Origin of the sequence: Trichococcus shcherbakoviae (assembly GCF_963666195.1) — a bacterium.
Classification (GTDB): domain Bacteria; phylum Bacillota; class Bacilli; order Lactobacillales; family Aerococcaceae; genus Trichococcus; species Trichococcus shcherbakoviae.
The window spans coordinates 1726143-1748861 of sequence record NZ_OY762653.1; the positions used below are offsets into that span (position 1 = coordinate 1726143).

Consider the following 22719-nt stretch of genomic DNA (forward strand, 5'->3'; position numbering starts at 1 on the left):
ATTAAACAAATCCATGCAAAGAAAATAAATGAAAAATCTAAAGGAGATTACAGGTAATGGGTAAATATTTTGGAACAGACGGTGTCAGAGGCGTTGCGAACAGCGAATTGACGCCGGAATTAGCTTTCAAATTAGGCCGTTTTGGAGGGTATGTCCTAAGACAGCATGCTAAAGATATCGCGCATCCGCTTGTGCTGGTAGCGCGTGATACGAGAATTTCAGGACAATTGTTGGAGTATGCATTGGTTTCCGGCTTGTTGTCGGTAGGTATCGAAGTGCTGCAATTGGGAGTCATCCCGACACCCGGCGTCGCTTATCTGACGCGCATTCAAGGTGCCGTTGCTGGAGTCATGATCTCTGCATCGCATAATCCTGCAGGCGACAACGGCATCAAATTCTTCGGAGCTGACGGTTTCAAATTGTCGGATGAACAGGAATACGAAATCGAAGCCTATTTGGATCAAGAAGGGGACGATTTACCGAGACCTTCCGCAGACGGCTTGGGTACGGTGGATGAATATCCTGAAGGCGTCCTGAAATATGCACAGTACCTGCAGACGACTATCCCAGATGACCTTTCCGGCATTACGGTCTGTCTGGATGCGGCAAATGGGGCAGCATCGCCGGTAGTCAATCGTTTATTCGCGGACTTGGAAACAGACTTCTATACAATGGGTGCAAATCCGGACGGCATCAACATCAACAAAGGCGTTGGTTCCACGCATCCGGATGTCCTAGGTAAATTTGTCGTTGAGAAAAAAGCGGATGTCGGCTTGGCATTCGATGGCGACGCCGACCGCTGTATCGCTGTGGATGAAAATGGGCGCATCATTGACGGCGACCGAATCATGTTCATCTGTGGTAAATATTTGAAAGAGCGCAATAAATTGAATCAAAACACAATCGTCTCAACTGTCATGAGTAACCTGGGCTTCCATTTAGCTGTGGAAGCTGAAGGCATGACTGCCTTGAAGACGCAAGTCGGCGACCGTTATGTCGTGGAAGAAATGCGCAAAAATGGCTACAATTTGGGCGGAGAGCAATCCGGACACGTTGTCTTCCTCGAAATGAACACGACTGGGGATGGCCTTTTGACGGGTATCCAATTGTTGAACGTCATGAAACAGACCGGCAAAAAACTTTCCGAGTTGGCTGATGAAGTGACCCTTTACCCGCAAGAATTGGTGAACGTACGCGTCTCCGAAAAAGACGGCGTAATGGAGATTCCGGCTGTGAAAGCTGTCATCGAAGAAGTTGAAGCCGAAATGGCAGGCAAAGGCCGCATTTTGGTTCGTCCGAGCGGAACAGAACCGTTGTTGCGCGTTATGGCTGAAGCTGAAACGGATGAAAAATGTCATGAGTACGTTATGCGCATCGTAGATGTCGTAAAAGCGGAAATCGGCATCTAAGCTAGAGAGTCTGTAAAACATTTTAGGGTCGTGGAGCACTGCTGTAAGGGCGCTTCACGGCTTTTTTGTTTTCATTGTTCATTGATGCCTGGATCCGACAGGGTGTCTGCATCCATCATTCAGGATAATGATTGCAAATGTACACAACCGTATGATTATATGTATAATGAGTTGGAAACATCCGCTATAATGTAAGCGAAATCAAAGGCGGGTATGCTTGAGGAACAGGGGAAGGAAGTGTGACCATGATCAGATCAAAACGATCCTACGCGAAGGAAGCATCGTTTGATTTGCTGAAAATAAGGCGGTTTGGTCATTACCTCAGCGGAATGATCATGCCGAACGTCAGCGTCTTCATTACTTGGGGAATCATTACGACTCTCATTCAATATTTTCAGGGTCCGCTCCAACAATCCTTTATTGAAATGGATCAGCTCATGATTCAATTTCTCCTCCCTGTTCTGATTGCCTATACCGGGGGAAGATTGATCGAAAAACGGGCCGGAGTCGTAGCGGCCATCGCGGTTATTGGCATGCTCGTGGATTCTGAAGATCCGCAAATATTGGGAGCCATGGTGATAGGTCCGCTGACTGGCTGGAACGTTTTTCTCTTCGATAAATATATTTTTCCGAAGGTCAAGGCAGGTTATGAAATGCTCGTCCGTAATTTTTCGGCAGGGATCATCGGCATGCTGCTCGGCTATTTGAGTTTGGTCTTCATCGGGCCGTTCATAGCGGGAGTCACGCAACAAATCAGTCTGCTTGTCGGCTGGTTGATCCAGCGCAATCTGCTTTTGCTGACGAACATTTTCATAGAGCCGCTGAAGGTCTTGTTCTTGAATAATACGCTCAACCATGGCATTTTGACGCCATTGGGGATCGAACAGACGGAGGCAGCCGGAACATCGTTGCTGTTTCTGATCGAAACCAACCCCGGACCAGGCTTGGGTGTTCTGCTGGCTTTCATTCTGTTCAGCCGGAAAGAACTGAAGGCCAGCGCCAGTGGGGCCTTTATGATCCATCTGATCGGCGGGATCCATGAGATTTACTTTCCGTTCGTTTTGTTGAATACCAGGTTGTTTGCAGCAGTCATTTTAAGCGGGATGAGCGGCACGCTGATTTTCGAGTTGTTTCAAGTGGGCTTGAAAGCGCCAGCCTCCCCCGGATCGATTGTGACGATTTTGGCGAATACGCCGCAGGAGATGCTGCTGGGGGTTGCCTGCGGCATTGCGGTAAGTACGCTGGTGAGTTTTTTGTTGGCTACCCTCGTGATCAGGAAAGATCAGACAAAAAAAGAAATTTCAGAGAAGGTGACGAAAGTGACGGAAATTCAGAAAATTTTATTCGCTTGCGACGCGGGCATGGGATCAAGTGCCATGGGGGCCAGCATTATGCGACGGCAATTGGAAGAGAGCGGCGTTTCGATTCCCGTGGACTACACTTCCATTTACCGCGTGCAGGATGATCCCCACCTGTTGCTGATTACCCAGAATGAGTTGAAGCGTTTGGCCGAAACACAAGCCCCGCACGCCCAAATCGTCACAATCGGAAACTTCTTGGATCGGACAGAGTACACGAAAGTTGTCGCGATGCTGACTGATGAACAAGAAAATGAAATGATTCCGGAAGCGATTGGAGAAAAGCTGCCGTACCAGAAAGTCGTCTTCTTGTATGTGGATGGTGTGCGTGGTTCGCAGACGATGGCCATGCAAGCATTTCGGAACTTAGCGGAAAAGCATAATGTGAGGGTCGACATCGAAAAGCAGCCATTGGAACAGCTGATTGCGGACAAAAGAAATCTGTACATCGTCACTGAAGCTTTTGCAGCTGAGAATGTCCTGCCGGAGTGTCCGCTGCTGGTCGTCGGGCATCTTATCGCTACGAATAAATACGAGAAACTATTAAGGGGAGATTTGTCAGATGTTTCTAACTCCTAGAGAGACCATCATTTTAAAAGAATTGCTGCATTCCGCCTCGCCGGTTACCGTGGAACGCTTGATGAGCCTGCTGAAAGTCAGCAAGCGTACGGTTTACCGCGAGTTGGCAAATCTCGAGCTTTCTTTGGAAGCCATCGGGGCAAAGCTGGAGAAAGAAAGCCGGGGCCGTTTCCGCTTGATTGCGGAGGATGCCGCCAAAGCAAAAATCCTTTCCATCGTGTCTGAGGATGAACCTTCTGAATTATCCGCCACCGAACGCCAACATGCAATTTTGCTGCAGCTGTTGAACAGCGACGAGCCGATCAGCATGCAGACGTTCTTGGATGAATACTTGATCAGCAACACCACGTTCTTTGCCGACATCAAACAGTTGGAGCTTCGTTTGGCGCGCTTGCCCTTGACGATCACGAGAAACCGCGGCTATGAACTTGCCGGCAGCGAAAAATATCGCCGGCTCCTGTTGGCCAATATTTTGGGAATAGAGATCAACGAGTACCACTTCTTCCACTTTTCGGAATTAGAGGATAAAGAAAGTTTCTTTCTGCAATTCGTCAACCAGGAGCAGCTGCTGTTTGCCCAAAAACTGGTGCGGGAAATCGTCGAGCCGCGCTTTTCCGACTTGAGTGACCGGAAACTGGAGTTTTTGATTTTGATGCTGACGATCTCCATGGATCGCGTCCCGCGAGGCTGCCAACTGGTGGAGGATTCCTATGCGGGTCAAATCAATAAGGAACTCTTGGATTTGGCGAAGCAAATTTTTGCCAAAATAGCGGCGCATACGAAGCAATTGTACGCGGTCAGCGAAGTCGTCTTCTTCGCTAATCTGTTGGGTGATTTCTTCAGTGACTTGGACAGCGATTTTTTTAACGAAAGCTTTGATCCGCGCTTGGCTTATCAAGTGAAGCAATTGATCGAAAACGTCAGCCGCGATGCGGAAGTCAATTTCTTTGAGGACAGCAATCTGTACAAAATGCTCTTGACGCATCTTTCCGCGGCGTTGAGCCGCGCCATCCTGAATCAAGGAAACCTCAATAATCCCATCCTGGAGCGGATCATGGCGCAATACTCGGAAGTTGCCGGTGCGATCCGCAAGGCCTTGCCGAAGGTGTTTCCGCAGCAGGAATTCTCCGAAGAGGAGATTGCCTATATGGTGCTGCATTTCGCCAATTCGCTGGAACGCAGCCCGAAAGTCATTGCGGTGGATATTGCCGGTATCTCCCCAAGCGGCTTGGCTTCGACGCGTATGCTGGAAATGCGTTTGCGGAAACATTTTCCTTTCATCAATGAGATCGTCTTTTTCCGGATAGCCGACCTAGGGAAACTCAATCTGGAAGAAAAGTTTGATTTGACCATCTCCACTTCACTGTTGCCGGGATACAGCGGGAAATATTTGCTGGTTTCCCCGTTGCTTTTGGAGGACGAAATCAAGCAGCTCAAAGAGGCGTTCCGCGCGATCGATCATACGAAGCGGCATGTTCCACCCGCAGCGAAGCCGAGTCTGCCCGAAAATGATGACTATCAGGAGGTCATGACGTTCATCGATGAAATCAACCAGTTGCTGAAGCACTTTTTCGTCAAGCCGCTGGAAAACAGCTCCAGTATTGCCGAAACCGTCGCTTTGGCTGTAAACAATATTTCAACTGAAATCGTCTCGGATTCGGCAAAAGTCCGGGATAAATTGATGAACCGCTATCAGCAAGCGCCGATTGGGATACCAAATACCCATTTTGCTTTGTTCCACGCCTCCCACGCAGCTGTCCTAGAGCCTTGTTTTTGTGTCTTTGATCTGCAGACGCCACTGGAAATAGTCGGGATGGACAAAGAGATGATGACTTTAACGCGGATGCTGGTCATGCTGGCCCCCGATCCGATCGAAGAGAATGTCGCAAAGATGCTGGGGAAAATCAGTGGAGCGATCATCATGAACGATCTGGGGATGGAGATTTTCAATTCCGGCAATGAAGCGATCATCTACCAACTTTTGTCGGCGCTCCTGATCGAAGAAGTCAAAAAGTAAAGAAGTAATGCAGTAAGGGAGTGAAGAATCCGTATGATTACGATCAAAGATGAACATATTCTGCTGGATCAAACGTACAGCAACGCCGAAGCCGCGATCACCGCCGCAGGGGAATTTCTGGTGGCGCAAGGCCTGGTATCTCCGCCTTACATCCAATCGATGCTGGCGCGCCACCGCAAAGTGAGTGTTTACGTCGGGAATTTTGTCGCTTTGCCTCACGGTGACAGTGACGGACACCCACATATTGAAGAAGAAGGCATCTGTTTGATCCAAGTGCCGGACGGCGTCAACTTCGGCAGTGGACAGAAAGCGCAAATCGCGACCATTCTTTTTGTGGTGGCCCTGAAGGAAAAACAATTGGAAGCTTTGCAGGACATCGCTTTTTTCTGCTCGGATATCGAAAACGTGATGGCATTGAGCGATGCCAAAGATCTTCAGGCAGTCAAAACCATTCTCCAAAACAGCTAATAGGCATAAATCGAATTAAATTCAAAAAGCAAGCAGCATCCCACCTGGTGGGAGGTTGCTTGCTTTTTTTGTTTTCGTGCGCCCGCTTATCGGAGGTCACAAGCAGAATGTGGGCCGAACTCCGGCGAAGCCTCCGTTCCCCGGAGAAGAGTAGAGCGGATACCTGCAACGGCAACGGCGCTACGAATACGAGTAGCAAGACATGGCACAAATAAACGTGCCAAAGCACGACTATAAACCAAGTAGGGAAGCGCATACAATAAAGACATCAAAAGAAACAGTTTGAAGGGAGAAACAAAAGATGGAACAGACACAACAAGCCTCGCTGAAGGCAAAGGTTCAAAAGTTAGGCAGTACGCTCTCAAGCATGGTGATGCCGAATATAGGGGCACTGATCGCCTGGGGAGTTTTAACAGCGTTATTTATCCCGGATGGCTACTTGCCGAATGAATCCTTCGCTTCGATGGTCGGCCCGATGCTAACGTATTTAATCCCTCTGTTGGTCGGTTATACAGGAGGTAAAGTGATTGCAGGCGAACGCGGTGCGGTTGTCGGCGCCATCGCCACAATGGGTGTGATCGTAGGGACAGAAATTCCGATGATCATGGGTGCCATGATTATGGGGCCGTTGGGCGGTTTCACGATCAAGAAATTCGATGCGATGTTCCAGAGCAAAATCAAGACCGGTTTTGAAATGCTCGTCAACAATTTCTCGGCAGGCTTGATCGGATTCGCTTTGGCACTTGTGGGGTTCCAAGCAATCGGACCAGTGGTTGACCGTTTGACACAAGCAATGGCAGCCGGGGTTGAAACGATCCTGAACGCACAATTGATTCCTTTAACAAATATCTTCATCGAACCAGCAAAAATTCTTTTCCTGAACAATGCAATCAACCACGGAATTTTGACACCGTTAGGAACGGAACAAGTCAGCGAGACTGGTCGTTCGATCCTCTTCCTGCTTGAAGCAAATCCTGGTCCTGGTTTGGGCGTGTTGTTGGCTTTCACCCTGTTCGGCAAAGGTTCAGCAAAATCGACAGCGCCGGGCGCGATGATCATCCACTTCTTGGGTGGTATCCACGAAATCTATTTTCCTTACGTAATGATGAAACCGTTATTATTCCTGGCAGTCATCTCGGGTGGTGTTTCCGGAAGCTTTGTGTTCCAACTTTTAGGCGCTGGTTTGCGGGCTCCGGCTTCACCAGGTTCGATCATCGCGATTTTGGCTATGACGCCGATGGGTTCTTACTTGCCAGTCATTTTGGGGGTTGTCGCCGGTGCAGCAGCATCTTTTGCAGTAGCAACGGTCATTTTGAAGGCAGACTCCAAAGAAACAGTCGATAATTTCGAAGAAAGCGTAAAAGCAACCCAAGCAGCAAAATTAAGCGCAAAAGGCTCAGCAGGACAAACAAGTCTTACAAACATGTCAGGCATCCAACACATCATTTTTGCTTGCGACGCAGGGATGGGATCCAGCGCAATGGGCGCTTCTATCCTGCGCAAAAAAATCAATGCAGCCGGGTTACCGCAAGACGTCACCAACCGCGCCATCAATAATCTGACGGATGCAGCCAACACGTTGATCGTAACCCAGGAAGAACTGAAGAATCGGGCCCAACAGAAAGCACCGAATGCAACTTTTGTAGCGATCGAGAATTTCCTGAACTCGCCAAAATACGATGAAATCGTAGCTACGCTGTCCGGAACCGATCTGAAAGAAACAGTCGTTGCACCTGCAGCATCACGCCTTGACGTTGACTTGGAGAACATCAATGAAATCGTCTTGGTCCATGATGACCGCAAAGGCTCCGCCACGATGGGACAAAAAGTAGTGGAACGGATTTTGGAGAGGGAAGCGCTGGATATACCTTTAAGAAAAATGCACATTGACGAGCTGAAGGCATCTCCGCAAACATTGGTGATCAGCAAAAACAGTCTGACGCAAGCGGCCCAGCAAAAAGTTCCTGCAGCGGTTCATCTGTCAGTAGACAGTTTGATCACGACATCGAAATACGAGAGCGTCGTCGCCAACTTGAAGCAAATAGCGTAAAGAGAGGAAGAATAAGATGAATAATTTAGATAAAGAAATGATCGTTTTGAATAAAGCGTTCGCTTCAAAAGAAGAAGCTATTCGTTTCTGCGGCCAAAAATTAGTGGACGCAGGCTGTGTGGATTCGGATTATGTGGAGGCTATGGTGCAACGCGATCGGATGTTGTCAGTGTATATGGGGAATTTCATCGCGATTCCCCATGGTACCGATGCAGCCAAAGAGCACGTGAAAAAATCAGGCATTTGTGTGGTGCAAGTGCCTGACGGGGTCGATTTCGGCGACGAGCAGGAAGAAAAAGTGGCAACCGTTTTGTTCGGCATCGCAGGAGTCGGCGATGACCACTTGGAATTGATCCAAAAAATCGCGCTGTATTGCAGCGACGTGGATAACGTCGTTACTTTGGCGGACGCTTTGACAAAAGATGAGATCACTGGCAGCTTAGCCATTGCATAAGGAGAGATGAAAATGAAAGCAGTACATTTTGGTGCCGGAAATATCGGCCGCGGCTTTATCGGGGAAATTTTGAATCACAACGGGTATGCAATCACTTTTGTGGATGTGAACGATACAATCATCGAAGCATTGAAAGCGCGAGGCAGCTATACAATCGAATTGGCTGACGAATCACGCGAACAGATCCAAATCCAGAACGTCACAGGCTTGAACAATGCCAAGGAAGCAGACAAAGTCGTTGAAGCGATCGTAGAAGCGGATCTCCTCACGACTGCCATCGGTCCGAATATTTTGCCTAGAATCGCGCAATTGATCGCGCAAGGGATCGAGGCGCGTGCTGCCCGGAACATCCAGCAGCCCATCGACATCATCGCCTGCGAAAACATGATCGGCGGCTCGACTTTCCTGGCAGAGGAAGTCAAGAAACATTTCACGGATACGGCATATCTTGACCAATACGTCGGATTTCCTGATGCGGCGGTGGACCGTATCGTGCCGATGCAGCAACATGCGGATCCGCTCTTTGTGCAAGTGGAGCCATTCAGCGAGTGGGTCGTTCAAGGGACTGCCTGCAAAAGCCCGATCCGACTGGAAGGCGTTGCCTATGTGAACGACCTGGAGCCTTATATCGAACGCAAATTGTTCAGCGTCAATACAGGGCATGCTACGGTAGCCTATACAGGCGCTCTGCAAGGCTATGAAACAATCGATGAAGCGATGCAGGATAATCTGGTCGTCATCCAACTGCGCTCCGTATTGCATGAGACAGGCAAATTGTTGATCGCTAAATGGGGATTCGATGCAGCGGAACACGAGAAATATATCGAGAAAATCATCGGCCGTTTCCAAAACAAATACATTTCCGATGCCATCTCCCGTGTGGCGCGTACGCCTTTAAGAAAATTGGGCAACCATGAGCGCTTCATCCGTCCGATGGTTGAATTGACCCAAATCGACGAGATGCCTTTCCACTTGCTGGAAACGATCGGCATGGTCTTCAATTACTTCGACCCGGAAGATGAACAGTGCCAAGAACTGAAGGAAATGATCCTGCAAAAAGGCTTGGATAAAATCATTTCGGAAGTAACCGGGATAGACAATCAAAAAATCTTGGGCAGCATCAAACAGAACGTCGAGAAATACGCCTATAAGGTGGCTTGATCACTGCCTTTCAATCAGTAACTTTCAACTATGCCCGTTGTGCCGATCAAGAGACCATTTGATGCATCTTGATGAAATCAAACGGCACAACGAGTATAAGTTTTTCTTAAATAGCGCTCCAAACCAGCGTTACAAGTGAAACCGAACCAAAAACGCTTTGACAATGTCACTGTTTGTAGGATAAAATGCATGTATTCTGGAAAATATACAGCTAGGAGGATAGAGGAAGAACAAATGGATAGCGCCAGACTTCAGGGAGCACAGGAACATTGGCCCTGAAGTGACGAGGATTGGGTTTATCGAAGGATTCGGCGGATGACCCAAGGCAAGTGTAGTCTACAGGATTGAAGCAAAAAAGACCCTTATGCGGCTGCAGAGCCCGAAACGGTCTTACAGAGATCAATCCCCACACCCAGAAAAAATCGAGATAATAAAGGGGATTTTTACGCTTATGTGTGGAATAGTTGGATATGTAGGAAAAGGCAATGTACAAGAGGTATTGTTGCATGGATTAGAGAAATTGGAATACCGTGGTTATGATTCAGCCGGTATTTTTGTCGTAGATGCTGAAAACCAAGGTCATGTGTTCAAGGAAAAAGGTCGCATCGCTGATTTGCGTGCGATCGTCGACAGACAGGTTGAAGCGCATACAGGCATCGGACACACAAGATGGGCAACGCATGGCGTGCCGAGCGCAGAGAATGCACACCCGCACCAATCTGCGGATGGACGTTTCACATTGGTCCATAATGGCGTCATCGAAAACTTCAAAGAAATCAAAGACGAGTATCTGCAGGACGTTAATTTTGTTAGCCAAACAGATACAGAAATCGTTGTGCAGCTGATCGGAAAAATCGCTGCCGAAGAAAACCTGAACGGAAAAGAAGCTTTGCGCCGCGCTTTGTCGATCGTAAGAGGCTCTTACGCTTTCGCTTTAGTGGATGCACAAGCACCGGACGTCTTTTACGCAGCCAAAAACAAAAGCCCAATGTTGATCGGTTTGGGTGATGACTTCAACGTCGTTGCCAGCGATGCGATGGCTACTGTTCAGATCACGAACCAATATGTGGAAATCCACGATGGCGAAATGATCACATTGACGGCTGATGGCGTCACAATCGAAAAAATGGACGGAAAAACGGTAACACGTAATCCGTATACGGCCCAAATCGATGCCAGCGACCTGGAAAAAGGGACATACCCTTACTACATGTTGAAAGAAATCGATGAGCAGCCTGCTGTTATGCGTAACATCATCCAAAAATACCAAAATGCAGAAGGTCGCCTGACGGTTCCTGAAGAATTGACCACTGCTATGTTGGAAGCTGACCGCATCCATATCGTGGCTTGCGGAACGAGCTACCATTCCGGTTGGGTAGGCAAACACTATCTGGAAAAAATTGCACAGATCCCGACAGAAGTGCATGTCGCCAGCGAATTCTCCTACAACCCGCCGCTATTGAAAGGCAATCCGTTCTTTATCTTCCTTACCCAAAGTGGGGAGACTGCGGATAGCCGCCAAGTATTGGTGAAAGTAAAAGAATGGGGATACCCAGCTTTGACGATCACAAACGTGGCTGGTTCGACTTTATCGCGTGAAGCGGACTACACATTGCTGTTGCATGCAGGTCCAGAGATCGCAGTCGCTTCAACGAAAGCTTACACTGCACAGATCGCTGTCTTGGCTGTCTTGTCGGATGCGTTAGGCGCGAGAATGGGTCATGATATGGGAATCGACATGGTCCATGAATTGGGGATCGTCGCAAATGCGATGGAAGCGGTCATCGATGACAAAGAGCGCATCGCTGAATTGGCTGACATCTACTTGCCGAACACCCGCAATGCTTTCTACATCGGACGCGGTTTGGATTACTTCGTATCGATGGAAGCTGCATTGAAACTGAAAGAAATTTCTTATATCCAAACAGAAGGTTTTGCTGCCGGAGAATTGAAGCACGGCACAATCGCCTTGATTGAAGAAGGAACTCCGGTTTTGGCTATCATTACCCAAGCTGATGTTGCCAGCCATACCCGTGGAAACGTTGAAGAAGTGCGTTCGCGCGGAGCAAACACTTGCGTATTTGCAATGGAAGGTTTGGCTAATGAGAACGACCAAATCATCTTGCCGGCTGTTCACCCAGCCTTGGCTCCACTGATGACAGTCGTTCCGACCCAATTGATGGCTTACTACGCAACGCTTCACCGTGGCTATGACGTCGACAAGCCAAGAAACTTGGCGAAATCCGTTACGGTTGAGTAAAATTCATTAAATACATACTTATAACATCCATTCGCTTATCATTGAATAAGCGAATGGATGTTTTTTTTGCGTTTGAATAGGTCCGATTAGTTCAAAGATAATAGCACTGCAGTGAAGGGATGGTTGCACTAATTCGCTTTTTTCACTGGGAAAAGTTTTGCTGCTCCTGAAACCGCAGGCGTAAAAAATCAGTTTTTCCCAGTCGCGGCGCGCTTTTTCCGTTTTCGGATACATAAATATGATTGTTATCCCATCCCTCCAAATTCCAGCAATTTAATTAGTTCAAAAATTGGACACCTTTTCCGGTTCGAGGACTGTATTAATTTATTTTTTATTTGGTCTATACTCTGGACTATAGAGATTGAAAGGGGATACAAAAAATTATGGCAAACAACTGGTTGGAATTAGACGGAAAAACGGTTATCGTTACAGGAGGAAATTCAGGGATCGGATTACACATCGCGGATCACTTGAAAGAACAAGGCGCAAACGTCGTTGTAGCTGATTTAAGTGTTGAAACGGGAACTAGTGTATATGGTAAACTGAATGTGAAGACAGATGTGACTTCTATCGAGAGCATCGAGGCAATGGTCGAAAAAGCTGTTGAGAAATTTGGAAAAATCGACGTTTTGGTCAATAATGCAGGTATGAACTTGCCGCGTTTGTTGGTGGATGTCTACAGTGACGAAAGAAACTACGAAATCGATGAAGCCTCATTCGACAAAATGACAGCAGTCAATCAAAAAGGAATGGTATTCACTACACAAGCCGTCGTCAGAAACATGCTGAAGAACAAAGTGGAAGGAACGATCATCAATATCTCTTCCGAATCCGGCATGGAAGGTTCGGTCGGTCAAAGCATCTATTCAGCCACAAAAGGCGCTACAAATTCTTACACGCGTTCATGGGCAAAAGAACTTGGAAAATTTGGCATCAAAGTCGTCGGTATCGCACCGGGGATCAACGAAAAAACAGGATTGACAACTCCTGCCTACAATGAAGCATTGGCTTACACAAGAAACATACCGGTTGAGCAATTGGACACAGGGTATGAAAAGAGCATTCCACTGGGACGCGTCGGAAAATTGGATGAAATCGGCTACTTGGTGGCATTCTTATCTTCCAACAAATCCGCTTATATCACTGGTACAACAATCAACATTACAGGCGGGAAATCTAGAGGATAGTATGGGGGCATTGAGATGTCAACGGCAAGCGATAGAGAAGTTTTGCTGAGAAGTTTACTTTCAAATAAAGAAATGGATGTTCAAAGTCTCGAGGAAGCGTCGGGAAAAAACAAATACCAGATCAAAACGATCATTTCGGAATTGAACGATGTCTACGAGGGGTTCTTAAAAATCCAACAAAAGGATGAATCCAAAGTAGGCATCGTCAGAAAGGAGGGGGTGAACATATTCAACACACTTCATTACAATATCCATCAAGACTTCAATAAAGTAGAATGCAGGATCGCGTATCTGTTGTACCGCTTGATATGTACAGAGGAGTACCTGAATATCGGAGACCTCTCCGAAGAAATGAGTGTAAGCAGGAGCACGGTGAACAACGACCTCAAAAAGCTGAAGCAGCTTTTGGAGAAATACAATGCGAAAGTCGTCGGAATCCCGAACAAAGGCATCACCTTCCAGTGCAGCGAATTCGGCACCCGCTTGGTCCTGATTTACGAAGTATTCGAGTTGCTGCAGATGACTTTTCTGCCGGACCAAGAAATCCAGGATGCGCTTGACGGACTCGTCCGGGACTACAAGCTGGATGAGCAAGCGAAAGAACTGCTTTATAAGGCGTTGGCTGTAAGCGTACACAGGTTGGCGCATGGGCATACGATAGATTCCGAAATTCCGATGTACAAAAACTTTGAGGCGGACTCGGCAAATATCATCGCCTATACCCAACTGCTGCAAAAGAAATTTGCAGTTGCCTTGAATGACCATGAAATTGCGTTTCTTGCTTTCCCGATCAACACAAGGAACTCCGCCTACGTGAAAGGGAGCGAAAATTCCGAAAACGAAGAAGTTCTGAGACAAGTCGTTTCCAGTATGCTGAAAACGGTAAGGGATCAAGTCATGATCGAAATCGATGAAGAAGCCTTCTTTGATAAAGTCAAATATCACTTGCTTTTCCTGATAAACAGGCTGGTCTTCCGGATTCCGAACACGGATCTGTATCTGGAGCAGATCAAGCTCAAATACCCTTTGGCCTTCGAGCTGGCGAAGATTTCGCTGTCGGAATTGAATCGCCTTTACCAATTGCGTGCAAGCGCGGACGACATCAGCTATCTGGCTGTCTATTACGCACTGATGCTGGACGAAAGGCAAGCGAATGATTCCAAAGGGAAAAGCACAAAGGATGTAGGCATCATCACCAACCTTGGGAGAGGGAGTTTTGAGCTGATCAGCAGACAGATCAAAGAGATCGTCGGGAATGAGATGAATATTGTCCACCTCAACACCGATAGCCTGCCGAAAGAAAAACTGAAGCGGTTCCGACTGCTTTTCACAACCGAAGAGATTTCCGTGGACACCGAAGTCCCTGTCATCAAGATCGACAGATTGGTCAGCCCGGACGATTTGGCCCAAAAGATCTATGCCGTGGAAAAAGATCAATACAACATCAAATACCTGACAAACGAGGACATCAGTTATCACCTCGTCAATCTGAAGGGTCAAATGGGTTACTTCGATTATGTGGAAGAAATCACGTCCTACCTTTCCAGAAGATACCGTCTGTCCGAAGATATCCTGGACCGGTTCGTGGAAAAAGAAGAAAGACACACAATGATTTATGAAAACAAGGTAGCTTTCCCGCATTTGACCGACCCAAACATCAACAAGTTGGTGTTTGTCCTGGGGAACATCACGATGGCCAACCGCAACGACGCGTTTTCCTTGATGTTATTTCTAGTGACACCCGAGAAAATTTCTGAGCAGCAAGAGAGAATCTTGATGCAGGTATATGATTTTGTCTTTAAGGTCATCAATGATCCTACTCTGATCAATGATCTGAAAAAAGTGGATGATGCACAAGGACTTATTGAGATGCTGGAGAAAAGAGGTACGAAATAGATGAATAATATGCTTGCATTGGGTATTCTGGTTGTCAGCGCTTTTTTGATCCAAAGCGCACTGGGATTTTTTCAGATCAAACATTTCGGCAATGAATACAACGAATTGAAGGCGGACGGCAGAGTTGCGATAGGCAAACGGGCAGGGAAGCTGACTTCCGGAACGATCATCATGTTCCAACTGGACAGCAACGGCATGATCGTCAGAGGCAAAAAGCTGCAGGGGACCACAATCTTGGCCAGGTTCAAACCATACAACAATTTCAACGGCAGACTGATCGAAGCCATCAAGGCAGAGGATCCGGATGTGCTGGCTGAAATCAAGATCACCCGCAAAACCATCATGAATGCGGTCACTAATTACCGGATGTTCATAAACGGAGAAATCATTCCGGAGAAAGAATCTCCCTTTAAGGAATTGACCAAAAAAATTACAAACATTAAGTTCGGTTAAATCGTGTCAGAAATAATACATATAATAAGGAGTGTTAAATATGGACTTTCTAGTTAAAGGTGCAGAAAGCTTTATCGGATTATTTCAATTAGGTGCTAATACATTTATGAGCTGGATGACCGGCATCGTTCCAATCGTCTTGATGCTGATGGTATTCATGAACGTCGTGATCAAACTGATCGGTGAGGAAAGAATCAACGGCCTCGCACAACGCTTCTCGAAATATTCCTTGGTCAGAAACTGTATCCTACCTTTCTTGGCAGCCTTCATGTTGGGGAACCCCGCATCATTCACCCTAGGGAGATTTTTGCCGGAATTCTACAAACCAAGTTTCTATGCGGCACTTGCACAATACAACCACACGAGTAACGGCCTTTTCCCACATATCAATGCAGGTGAATTGTTCGTATTCCTGGGAATCGCGTCAGGTGTTGAAACGTTAGGATTGAGCACCACGCCATTGGCTATCCGTTATCTGCTTGTCGGGCTTGTGATGAATGCTGTAGGCGCATATGTAACCGACTTCACAACTGCTTATGTCTGCAAAAAATCCGGAATCCAATTGAGCAAAACAGCGAAAGTTCAATACTAACGACCAAGAAGATGTTGCATTAAACAAATAGAATGCATGAGAACGAGAGGGGTATTCATTATGACAAAATATAACAGCATCAAAGTCGAAAAAGGTTCCGGCGGCTGGGGCGGACCACTGATCATCACACCAACAGAGCAAAAACATAAATTCATCTACATCGTAGGCGGCGGAGAAAAACCTGCCATCGTCGACAGAATCGCTGAACTTACAGGTATGGAAGCCGTAAACGGATTCAAAACATCCATTCCGGATGATGAAACAGCCTTGGCTATCATCGACTGCGGCGGAACATTGAGATGCGGCATCTATCCTCAAAAAGGCATCCCGACAATCAACGTTGTTGCCACCGGTAAATCTGGTCCTTTGGCTAAATACATCACCGAAGACATTTACGTTTCAAATGTTGGCTTGAATCAGATCCAAGTAACTGGCGAGACAGCAAATGTAGCGGCAGCAAGCGTAGCAACTGCAGAACCAGTGGCAGAAGAGAAAGTCGCTTACACTACAGACAAAAAACTGACGCAACAAAATGCCGAAAAAGGCAGCGTAGTGGCAAAAATCGGTTTGGCTGCAGGTAAAGGGATCGCTATCATGCTGCAATCAGCCCGTGAAGCGGTGCAGACAGTCTTGCAGACAATCATCCCGTTCATGGCCTTTGTAGCGATGCTGATCGGTATTATCCAAGGCAGCGGAATCGGCAATCTGTTCGCGAAAATGATGATTCCATTGGCAGGTAATGTCTGGGGCTTGATGGTCATTGGGTTCATCTGCTCCTTGCCGATCCTTTCTCCGCTATTGGGACCTGGTGCTGTAATCGCGCAAGTTATCGGAACATTAATCGGTGTTGAAATCGGCAAAGGCAATATCGAACCAAGCTTAGCTTTACCGGCTTTGTTCGCCATCAACACACAAAATGCTTGCGATTTCATTCCAGTCGGGTTAGGCTTGCAAGAAGCAGAAGCCAAAACAGTAGAAGTCGGCGTACCATCCGTTCTTTATTCTCGATTCCTGAACGGTGTGCCCCGCGTATTCGTCGCTTGGTTAGCAAGCTTCGGACTATATTAAAAAAGAAGAAAAGCGGGACAAGCCCGCTTTGCCTCGTAAATAAAAAGTAATAATCGGAAAAGGTGAAGAAAAATGTCAATTTATTCAACGGTAGTCACAGAAATCGGACCTAACGCTAAGGAGTTTTTAGCTGAGGATATGATGGTATTGTTCGGAGACGATGCTCCGGAAGCATTGCGGCCATATTGCTTCCTGATCGAACAAAATGCACTGGAGCAGGATATTCAACTAGGACACGCGTTGGTTATCGGCGACGATAGTTATCGCGTCACAGCAGTGGGTGATGTGGTCAACAAAAACCTCAGGGATCTGGGGCACATCACCATTAACTTCAGCGGAGAAACAGTCGCTGAATTGGCAGGCTCGCTGTATGTTGAACACAAAACAGTGAACGAAATCGCGGAAGGCACCATCATCAAAATCACTGAAACTGTGGGGTAGTAGCGTATGTACATAGATTCGAACGACATCAAAGCAATCGGAAGTTTTTTGAAAAGCGGATTTCTGAAAGGAGTCACCACCAACCCGACGATTTTGTCGACTGGTTCCGGCAGTCGCTTCAAACAATTACAAGATTTATTGGCTTTGGAGCCGACGGAACTTTTTGTACAATTGCTGGGTACGACTTCTGAAGAAATGTTTGCCGATTATGAAGCAATAAAGACATTTGATGCAAATCACCGACTTTCGATAAAGATTCCCGTTACACAAGCAGGCTTGGAAACAATCAAAAAAGTGAAAGAGGACGATCCGGAAAGAGCGATCCTGGGGACACTGATCTATTCTGCGGACCAGGGGATCCTGGCCGCCGCAGCCGGATGCGATTATCTGGCACCGTATGTGAACAGGATGCTGAACAATGCGATCGATCCCTTCAAGGCGATCCGTTCCATGCGGACGTTCATCGATGCCAGAGGCTACAAGACCAAAATCATGGCAGCGAGCTTCAAAAATTCCCAACAAGTCATCGATTCTTTGGAGTCGGGCGCGCATACTGCCACGATCCCTCCGGATGTCCTGAATAACATGATGAACAAGGATTTGGCGCTGCAGGCATTGCAGGTTTTTGAAGCAGACGGACAAGCGTTGTTGGCTGCATATGGTGAATAAATACAAGAAACGGTAACGTTTCGTGCAACAGAACGAGTTGACTTCCGGAAAAATTATGATACGATTAGAACAATAGCAAATGAACTGAATATTCTTTTTACCACTAGGGGTGCTTTACCGGCGGATGACTGTCCGCCAAAAAGCTGAGATCGAAGTAGGACTTCGAGACCCTTAGAACCTGATCTGGTTTGTACCAGCGTAGGGAAGTGGCAGCCTCTTTTGGCTAAGTAAGTCCCTATTGCATAAGGAACATACAACCACTTTTTTCCGTTGGGAAGAGAGTGGTTTTTTTGTTTGCAAAAATCAAGAGCGGCCGTTCGGATAAGTCGGGACCCTTGCGGAGCGCTCACAGCATATGGAGGGAAAGCAATGACATTTTCAGCACAAATCCGCCAAGCGGTAGAACCGATCTGGGCAGCCAGCATGGAGCATCCGTTTGTGAAAGGGATCGGGGACGGCACCTTGCCGTTGGAGAATTTCCGTTTTTACATCCAGCAGGATTCCTATTACCTGACGCGCTTCGCCAAAATTTTGGCGCTCGGCGCAGCCAAAGCACCGGATATTGCGACGACCAACCAGTTCGCCGACTTCGCGAAGCATACGTACAGCGCCGAAATCGGCCTGCATGAACAATTTTCGAAAAGGCTGGGCATCACCGCGGAAGAAAAAGAGTGTTTCAAACCCGCGCCCACAACATACGCCTACACGTCCCATCTCTATCATGCCGGCCACTCGGGGCATTTGGGGGATGTGATCGCCGCCGTTCTGCCTTGCTACTGGCTTTATGCCGAAATCGGCGACGCCTTCATTGACGCGGCACCTGAAGAACCGATCTATCAGGAATGGATCGCTACCTATGGCGGGAAGGATTTTCAGGACCGGGTGGATGAACAGATTGCGCATCTGGATAAGATCGCTACATCTGCAACCGAAGCGGACCGTGAAAGGATGAAAGAACATTTCATCATCAGCAGCCAGTACGAATACGCATTTTGGGAAATGGCCTATCGCATGGAAACATGGCCGGTACCGTTGGAGAACTGAGCGACAAAATCAAACGCAAAGAGGAGACAGAGAAAATGAAAAAAGAATTGAAGCTTACAGATATTTTGGTGACGATCGTCATCGCCATCGCTTTCGGGATCGTCTACATCCTGTGGGGAACGGTTTATTACGCGGTGCAGCCGTTGGGTCTGCATCTTGATCAGCTGCTGTACGGCATGTGGTTCATCGCCGGTACCTTCGCCTATTTCATCATCCGCAAACCGGGTGTGGCGCTGTTGGCGGAAATCGCTGCGGCTTCAGGTGAATTCCTTTTGGGGTCGCCATGGGGTCTGACCGTCTTGCTTTCCGGCGTGGTGCAAGGATTGTTTGCGGAATTAGTGTTCATGGCCTTCCGTTACAAACGTTTTGACCTGAAGGTTGCCGCTTTGGCAGCTTCGGCATCTTGCGTGGGTTCGCTAGTGGTGGATGCGTTGAACGGGCAGATTGCTGAGTTGGCTGCTTGGAACTTGGCGCTGTATTTGTTGGCCCGTTTTGCCGGCTCGATTTTCTTTGCCGGGGTGCTGGCCTACTACTTGGCGGAAGTCCTGGAGGATACCGGCGTGACGAACCTTGTCCGTCCGCTTTCGACTGAAGATTTCACAGATATGGATTAAGGAGGATGGCGGAAATGGAGCAGCGAGCGTATGTGGAAAAGCTGAAGTTGAAGTTTCCCGGCGACGCCGATTTGTTGTTCAAGGACCTTTCCTTTTCGGTGGCTGAAGGCGAAAAAGTGCTGCTTTTGGGGCCGTCCGGCTGCGGCAAATCCACGCTGCTGCAGGTGTTGAGCGGGCTGATTCCGCAATCGATCGAAGTGCCGATGAAGGCCGAAAAGCTCGTGACGCCGGCTTCCTGGGGCTATGTTTTTCAGGACCCGGACAGCCAATTCTGCATGCCCTATGTCGATGAAGAACTCGCTTTTGTGCTCGAAAATCTGGCGGTTCCGCGCGAAGAGATGGCTGCCAAAATAGACTTTGCGCTCCGGCAAGTGGGTTTGGAGCTGGCGGACAGCCATATCCCCATCGAAAGCCTTTCCGGAGGGATGAAGCAACGGCTGGCGATCGCCTCGGTATTGGTGTTGGATCCGGAAGTGCTCTTTTTGGATGAGCCCTCCGCCATGCTGGATCCGGAAGGAACGGAAGCGATCTGGGAGGTCCTGCAGGATGTCTGCAAGGACAAAACGGTCATCATTGTGGAACACAAAATCGATCATGTGCTGGCATTCGCCGAACGGCTCGTGTTGTTCGATGCATCCGGCCGCATCATCGCCGATGGACCGAACGAAGAAATCTTCTCGGCCCACAAGGACGAGATGAAGGAGCAGGGCATCTGGTTTCCGGGGGTGTGGGACCGGCATCTGGCAGAAACGCCGTTGCAACGGGAGCAAAAGTCCTTTAGATTGCAAAGCCCGCTGATGGAATTGCGTGATTTCAAAGGCTTCCGTAATGGGGAAATAAAGATTCAAGGAGCCGGGCTGGCGGCCTATCCGGGTGAATGGATCATCATCCGCGGCCAAAATGGAGCCGGGAAAAGTACTTTCCTGCATGCCGTCATGCAGTTCATCAAAACGAGCGGGGACTACGAGTTGGAGGGGAAACCGATCAAAAAAGTGAAAAAGCTGGCTGATCGGGTCGCTTTCGTTTTCCAGAATCCGGAGTACCAGTTCGTGGCGAATACGGTCCATGAAGAGATGGCCTATTCGCTGCGGCTGGACGGAAAGGGAAATTCGGATATCGAGAAGCTTGTGGAGGAATATCTGGAGCTTTTCCAATTGAGCGGGCAGCGGGAGAAAAATCCTTTCCAACTTTCGATGGGGCAAAAGCGCCGCCTGAGTGTAGCGGCGACGATCATCCAAGGACAGCGATTGATACTCTTGGATGAACCGACTTTCGGGTTGGATTCCAAAAACACCTTTGCCTTGCTGGAATTTTTGGAGAGTTACCGGAAAAAGGGCGCCGTCATCCTGATGGTGACCCACGATGAAACACTCTCCCGGAACTACGGGACAACTTTTTGGACGGTTGCCGACGGTGAAATCAGGGATACCACGGAATCGGCTACTGACATGCGGACTGCGTTCTCCGCGGAACTGCAGCTGGAAGGGAGAATGTGCGGATGAGGGAATGGGAATTAGTCAAAGAGACCTGGCTTCACCGTGTCAACCCCAGCCTGAAATTGGGCATGTCGCTGCTGCTATGCATCGCAATTATGTTTGTCCGCAACCTTGAAATCATGGCCTTCATCGGCAGCGGGCTTTTGGTCCTGTTCCTGCTGTTTACGGGACAGCCGTTGAAGCGGATCTTATTGTTGTTGATTCCTTTCTGCGCCATTTTCGTGTCGACAGCCAGCTCCATGATCCTGTTCGGGAAAGGCGAAACGCTTTGGTTCGAATGGGGGCTGATCCGCATCACCGAGGAAAGTTTCTTGCGGGGGATGCTGATTGGCCTGCGCGCATTGGTCTTCGCTGTTTTGGGCTTGACCTTCGCATTGACGACGAGGCCGGTCAACTTGTTTTATTCGTTGATGCAACAGCTTCGGCTGGATCCTAAATATGCCTACAGCTTCATGGCTGCGCTGCGGTTGATCCCGATCATGACGGAAGAATTCGAAACGATCCGCAATGCCCGCAAGGTGCGCGGCAGCGAAAGGGTGAAAGGCTTGCAGGGTATCCTCTTCAAGATGAAGGTCTACACGATTCCGTTGCTGTCAGGAAGCATCCGGCGGGCGCACCGCATCGCCGTGGCGATGGAAGCGAAACGCTTTTCCGGAAATGAGAGCCGGACCTATTATTATAAGATAGGTTTTTCCGGCAACGATTTTGTTTTCCTCGCGTACATGACGCTGCTTGCGGTCATGAGTTATGGGGCGAAGCATTGGATAGGTTGAGGAGTTTTTGCTTGGAGAAGTAGTGGGGCTGCCCAACTCCGGCTAAGGAGGCTTCGCCGGAGTTGCTCTCACATTCAGATGCCGTCCTCCGACCAGCTAAAGCTGCATCGGAGAAGAGCCCAGTTATTTACCGGCTCCTCCGGCGAACGAAAGCCTGGCCGGAGCTGGCGGGTATGTTTTTGCAGTCTTGTTCTCTCGATCTGTGGGATTTCAGCTGCAAAAGTGGAATACGCACAAAAAGGGGCGATCTCATTGCGAGACCGCCCCTTTTGTTGCGGTGCCTTCATATCGAAGTGCAATGCGATTTACTTGGCTGGTTGACTGTTATTCAGCTTGGCAAGATTGATCGCGGACGCCGTTTTTGCCGTCATTGTCCGTTTCATCCGCACCGTACTGGTTGCCGTCGCCGTCTGCTTCGCCCGTAGCGTTTTGGTTACCATCCTGATTGGCTTGCGTACCCGTTCCATCGCACGTGCCGCTTTTCTCGCGGGCACGTTTCATGGTTGCCTCTTCATTGCCTTGTTTTTTTGCTCCTTCATTTGTGCATTCGCCTGACTTGATTTGCTCTTGGGTCATCGTGCCGTTCTGGGCTGCCGTGTCGCTCGCTGCCAGTACCGGTGCTGCACCTCCAACAAATAAGCCTGCAACGGATAGGATGGTCATGATTCTTGTCTTGTTCATTTTTGTTTCCCCCTGGTATGATTTTTTGTTATTTCTTACTGACCTAAGA

Annotated in this window: 20 protein-coding genes and 1 riboswitch; of the genes, 19 read left to right on the top strand and 1 reads right to left on the bottom strand. The window is 48.3% G+C overall.

Annotated features, from left to right (window positions below; translation table 11 throughout):
- The first annotated feature begins 56 nt into the window (after window positions 1-56).
- The 19 genes from glmM to ACKPBX_RS08375 all read left to right on the top strand — a co-directional run bounded on the left by glmM (window position 57) and on the right by ACKPBX_RS08375 (window position 21989).
- Window positions 57-1409, top strand: a complete 1353-nt coding sequence (gene glmM / locus ACKPBX_RS08285; protein ID WP_140186139.1) for a phosphoglucosamine mutase — start codon at window positions 57-59, stop codon at window positions 1407-1409.
- 245 nt (window positions 1410-1654) lie between these two features.
- A complete protein-coding gene (locus tag ACKPBX_RS08290; RefSeq protein WP_319995088.1) occupies window positions 1655-3346 on the top strand; it encodes a PTS transporter subunit EIIC in 1692 nt (563 codons plus the stop codon).
- Complete coding sequence (locus tag ACKPBX_RS08295; protein ID WP_319995089.1) at window positions 3330-5363, top strand: BglG family transcription antiterminator; 2034 nt, start codon at window positions 3330-3332, stop codon at window positions 5361-5363. The genes ACKPBX_RS08290 and ACKPBX_RS08295 overlap by 17 nt, the downstream gene beginning before the upstream one ends.
- A 33-nt stretch (window positions 5364-5396) precedes the next feature.
- The gene (locus ACKPBX_RS08300) at window positions 5397-5831 is read left to right on the top strand and encodes a PTS mannitol transporter subunit IIA (protein WP_119092833.1); all 435 of its coding nucleotides are present in this window, start codon (window positions 5397-5399) and stop codon (window positions 5829-5831) included.
- A gap of 301 nt (window positions 5832-6132) precedes the next feature.
- A complete protein-coding gene (locus tag ACKPBX_RS08305; RefSeq protein WP_319995090.1) occupies window positions 6133-7881 on the top strand; it encodes a PTS mannitol transporter subunit IIBC in 1749 nt (582 codons plus the stop codon).
- Between the two features lie 16 nt (window positions 7882-7897).
- Window positions 7898-8335, top strand: coding sequence for a PTS mannitol transporter subunit IIA (locus ACKPBX_RS08310; RefSeq protein ID WP_068561278.1), 438 nt, complete (start codon window positions 7898-7900; stop codon window positions 8333-8335).
- 12 nt (window positions 8336-8347) lie between these two features.
- Window positions 8348-9496: a mannitol-1-phosphate 5-dehydrogenase gene (locus ACKPBX_RS08315; RefSeq protein WP_319995091.1), complete on the top strand. Its 1149-nt coding sequence runs from the start codon at window positions 8348-8350 to the stop codon at window positions 9494-9496.
- A gap of 451 nt (window positions 9497-9947) precedes the next feature.
- Window positions 9948-11756: a glutamine--fructose-6-phosphate transaminase (isomerizing) gene (gene glmS / locus ACKPBX_RS08320; RefSeq protein WP_086630051.1), complete on the top strand. Its 1809-nt coding sequence runs from the start codon at window positions 9948-9950 to the stop codon at window positions 11754-11756.
- Window positions 11757-12139: 383 nt separating this feature from the next.
- The gene (locus tag ACKPBX_RS08325; protein ID WP_086630049.1) at window positions 12140-12943 is read left to right on the top strand and encodes a sorbitol-6-phosphate dehydrogenase subunit; all 804 of its coding nucleotides are present in this window, start codon (window positions 12140-12142) and stop codon (window positions 12941-12943) included.
- A 15-nt stretch (window positions 12944-12958) separates the two neighbouring features.
- Entirely contained in the window at window positions 12959-14839 is a 1881-nt protein-coding gene (locus ACKPBX_RS08330; RefSeq protein ID WP_319995092.1) for a BglG family transcription antiterminator, read from the top strand.
- On the top strand, window positions 14840-15292 hold the full coding sequence (locus ACKPBX_RS08335; protein WP_319995093.1) for a transcriptional regulator GutM: 453 nt from the start codon (window positions 14840-14842) through the stop codon (window positions 15290-15292).
- Window positions 15293-15332: 40 nt separating this feature from the next.
- Window positions 15333-15884 carry a PTS glucitol/sorbitol transporter subunit IIC gene (gene srlA, locus ACKPBX_RS08340; RefSeq protein ID WP_319995094.1) on the top strand — a complete coding sequence of 184 codons (552 nt, stop codon included), beginning with the start codon at window positions 15333-15335 and terminating at the stop codon, window positions 15882-15884.
- A gap of 60 nt (window positions 15885-15944) precedes the next feature.
- Window positions 15945-16952: a PTS glucitol/sorbitol transporter subunit IIB gene (gene srlE / locus ACKPBX_RS08345; protein WP_319995095.1), complete on the top strand. Its 1008-nt coding sequence runs from the start codon at window positions 15945-15947 to the stop codon at window positions 16950-16952.
- Window positions 16953-17024: 72 nt separating this feature from the next.
- A complete protein-coding gene (locus ACKPBX_RS08350) occupies window positions 17025-17393 on the top strand; it encodes a PTS glucitol/sorbitol transporter subunit IIA (protein ID WP_068561268.1) in 369 nt (122 codons plus the stop codon).
- Between the two features lie 6 nt (window positions 17394-17399).
- Window positions 17400-18062 carry a transaldolase family protein gene (locus ACKPBX_RS08355; protein WP_068561267.1) on the top strand — a complete coding sequence of 221 codons (663 nt, stop codon included), beginning with the start codon at window positions 17400-17402 and terminating at the stop codon, window positions 18060-18062.
- Between the two features lie 95 nt (window positions 18063-18157).
- A riboswitch (TPP riboswitch) is annotated at window positions 18158-18284 on the top strand.
- Window positions 18285-18431: 147 nt separating this feature from the next.
- Entirely contained in the window at window positions 18432-19106 is a 675-nt protein-coding gene (gene tenA / locus ACKPBX_RS08360; RefSeq protein WP_319995096.1) for a thiaminase II, read from the top strand.
- Between the two features lie 35 nt (window positions 19107-19141).
- A complete protein-coding gene (locus ACKPBX_RS08365) occupies window positions 19142-19720 on the top strand; it encodes an ECF transporter S component (RefSeq protein ID WP_086989526.1) in 579 nt (192 codons plus the stop codon).
- A 14-nt stretch (window positions 19721-19734) separates the two neighbouring features.
- Window positions 19735-21222, top strand: a complete 1488-nt coding sequence (locus ACKPBX_RS08370; RefSeq protein WP_319995097.1) for an ABC transporter ATP-binding protein — start codon at window positions 19735-19737, stop codon at window positions 21220-21222.
- Window positions 21219-21989: an energy-coupling factor transporter transmembrane component T family protein gene (locus tag ACKPBX_RS08375; RefSeq protein ID WP_319995098.1), complete on the top strand. Its 771-nt coding sequence runs from the start codon at window positions 21219-21221 to the stop codon at window positions 21987-21989. Before ACKPBX_RS08370 ends, ACKPBX_RS08375 begins: the two co-directional genes overlap by 4 nt.
- A 324-nt stretch (window positions 21990-22313) precedes the next feature.
- Here ACKPBX_RS08375 and ACKPBX_RS08380 read toward each other — a convergent pair whose 3' ends face one another.
- The gene (locus ACKPBX_RS08380) at window positions 22314-22670 is read right to left on the bottom strand and encodes a hypothetical protein (protein ID WP_319995099.1); all 357 of its coding nucleotides are present in this window, start codon (window positions 22668-22670) and stop codon (window positions 22314-22316) included.
- Between the last annotated feature and the right edge of the window lie 49 nt (window positions 22671-22719).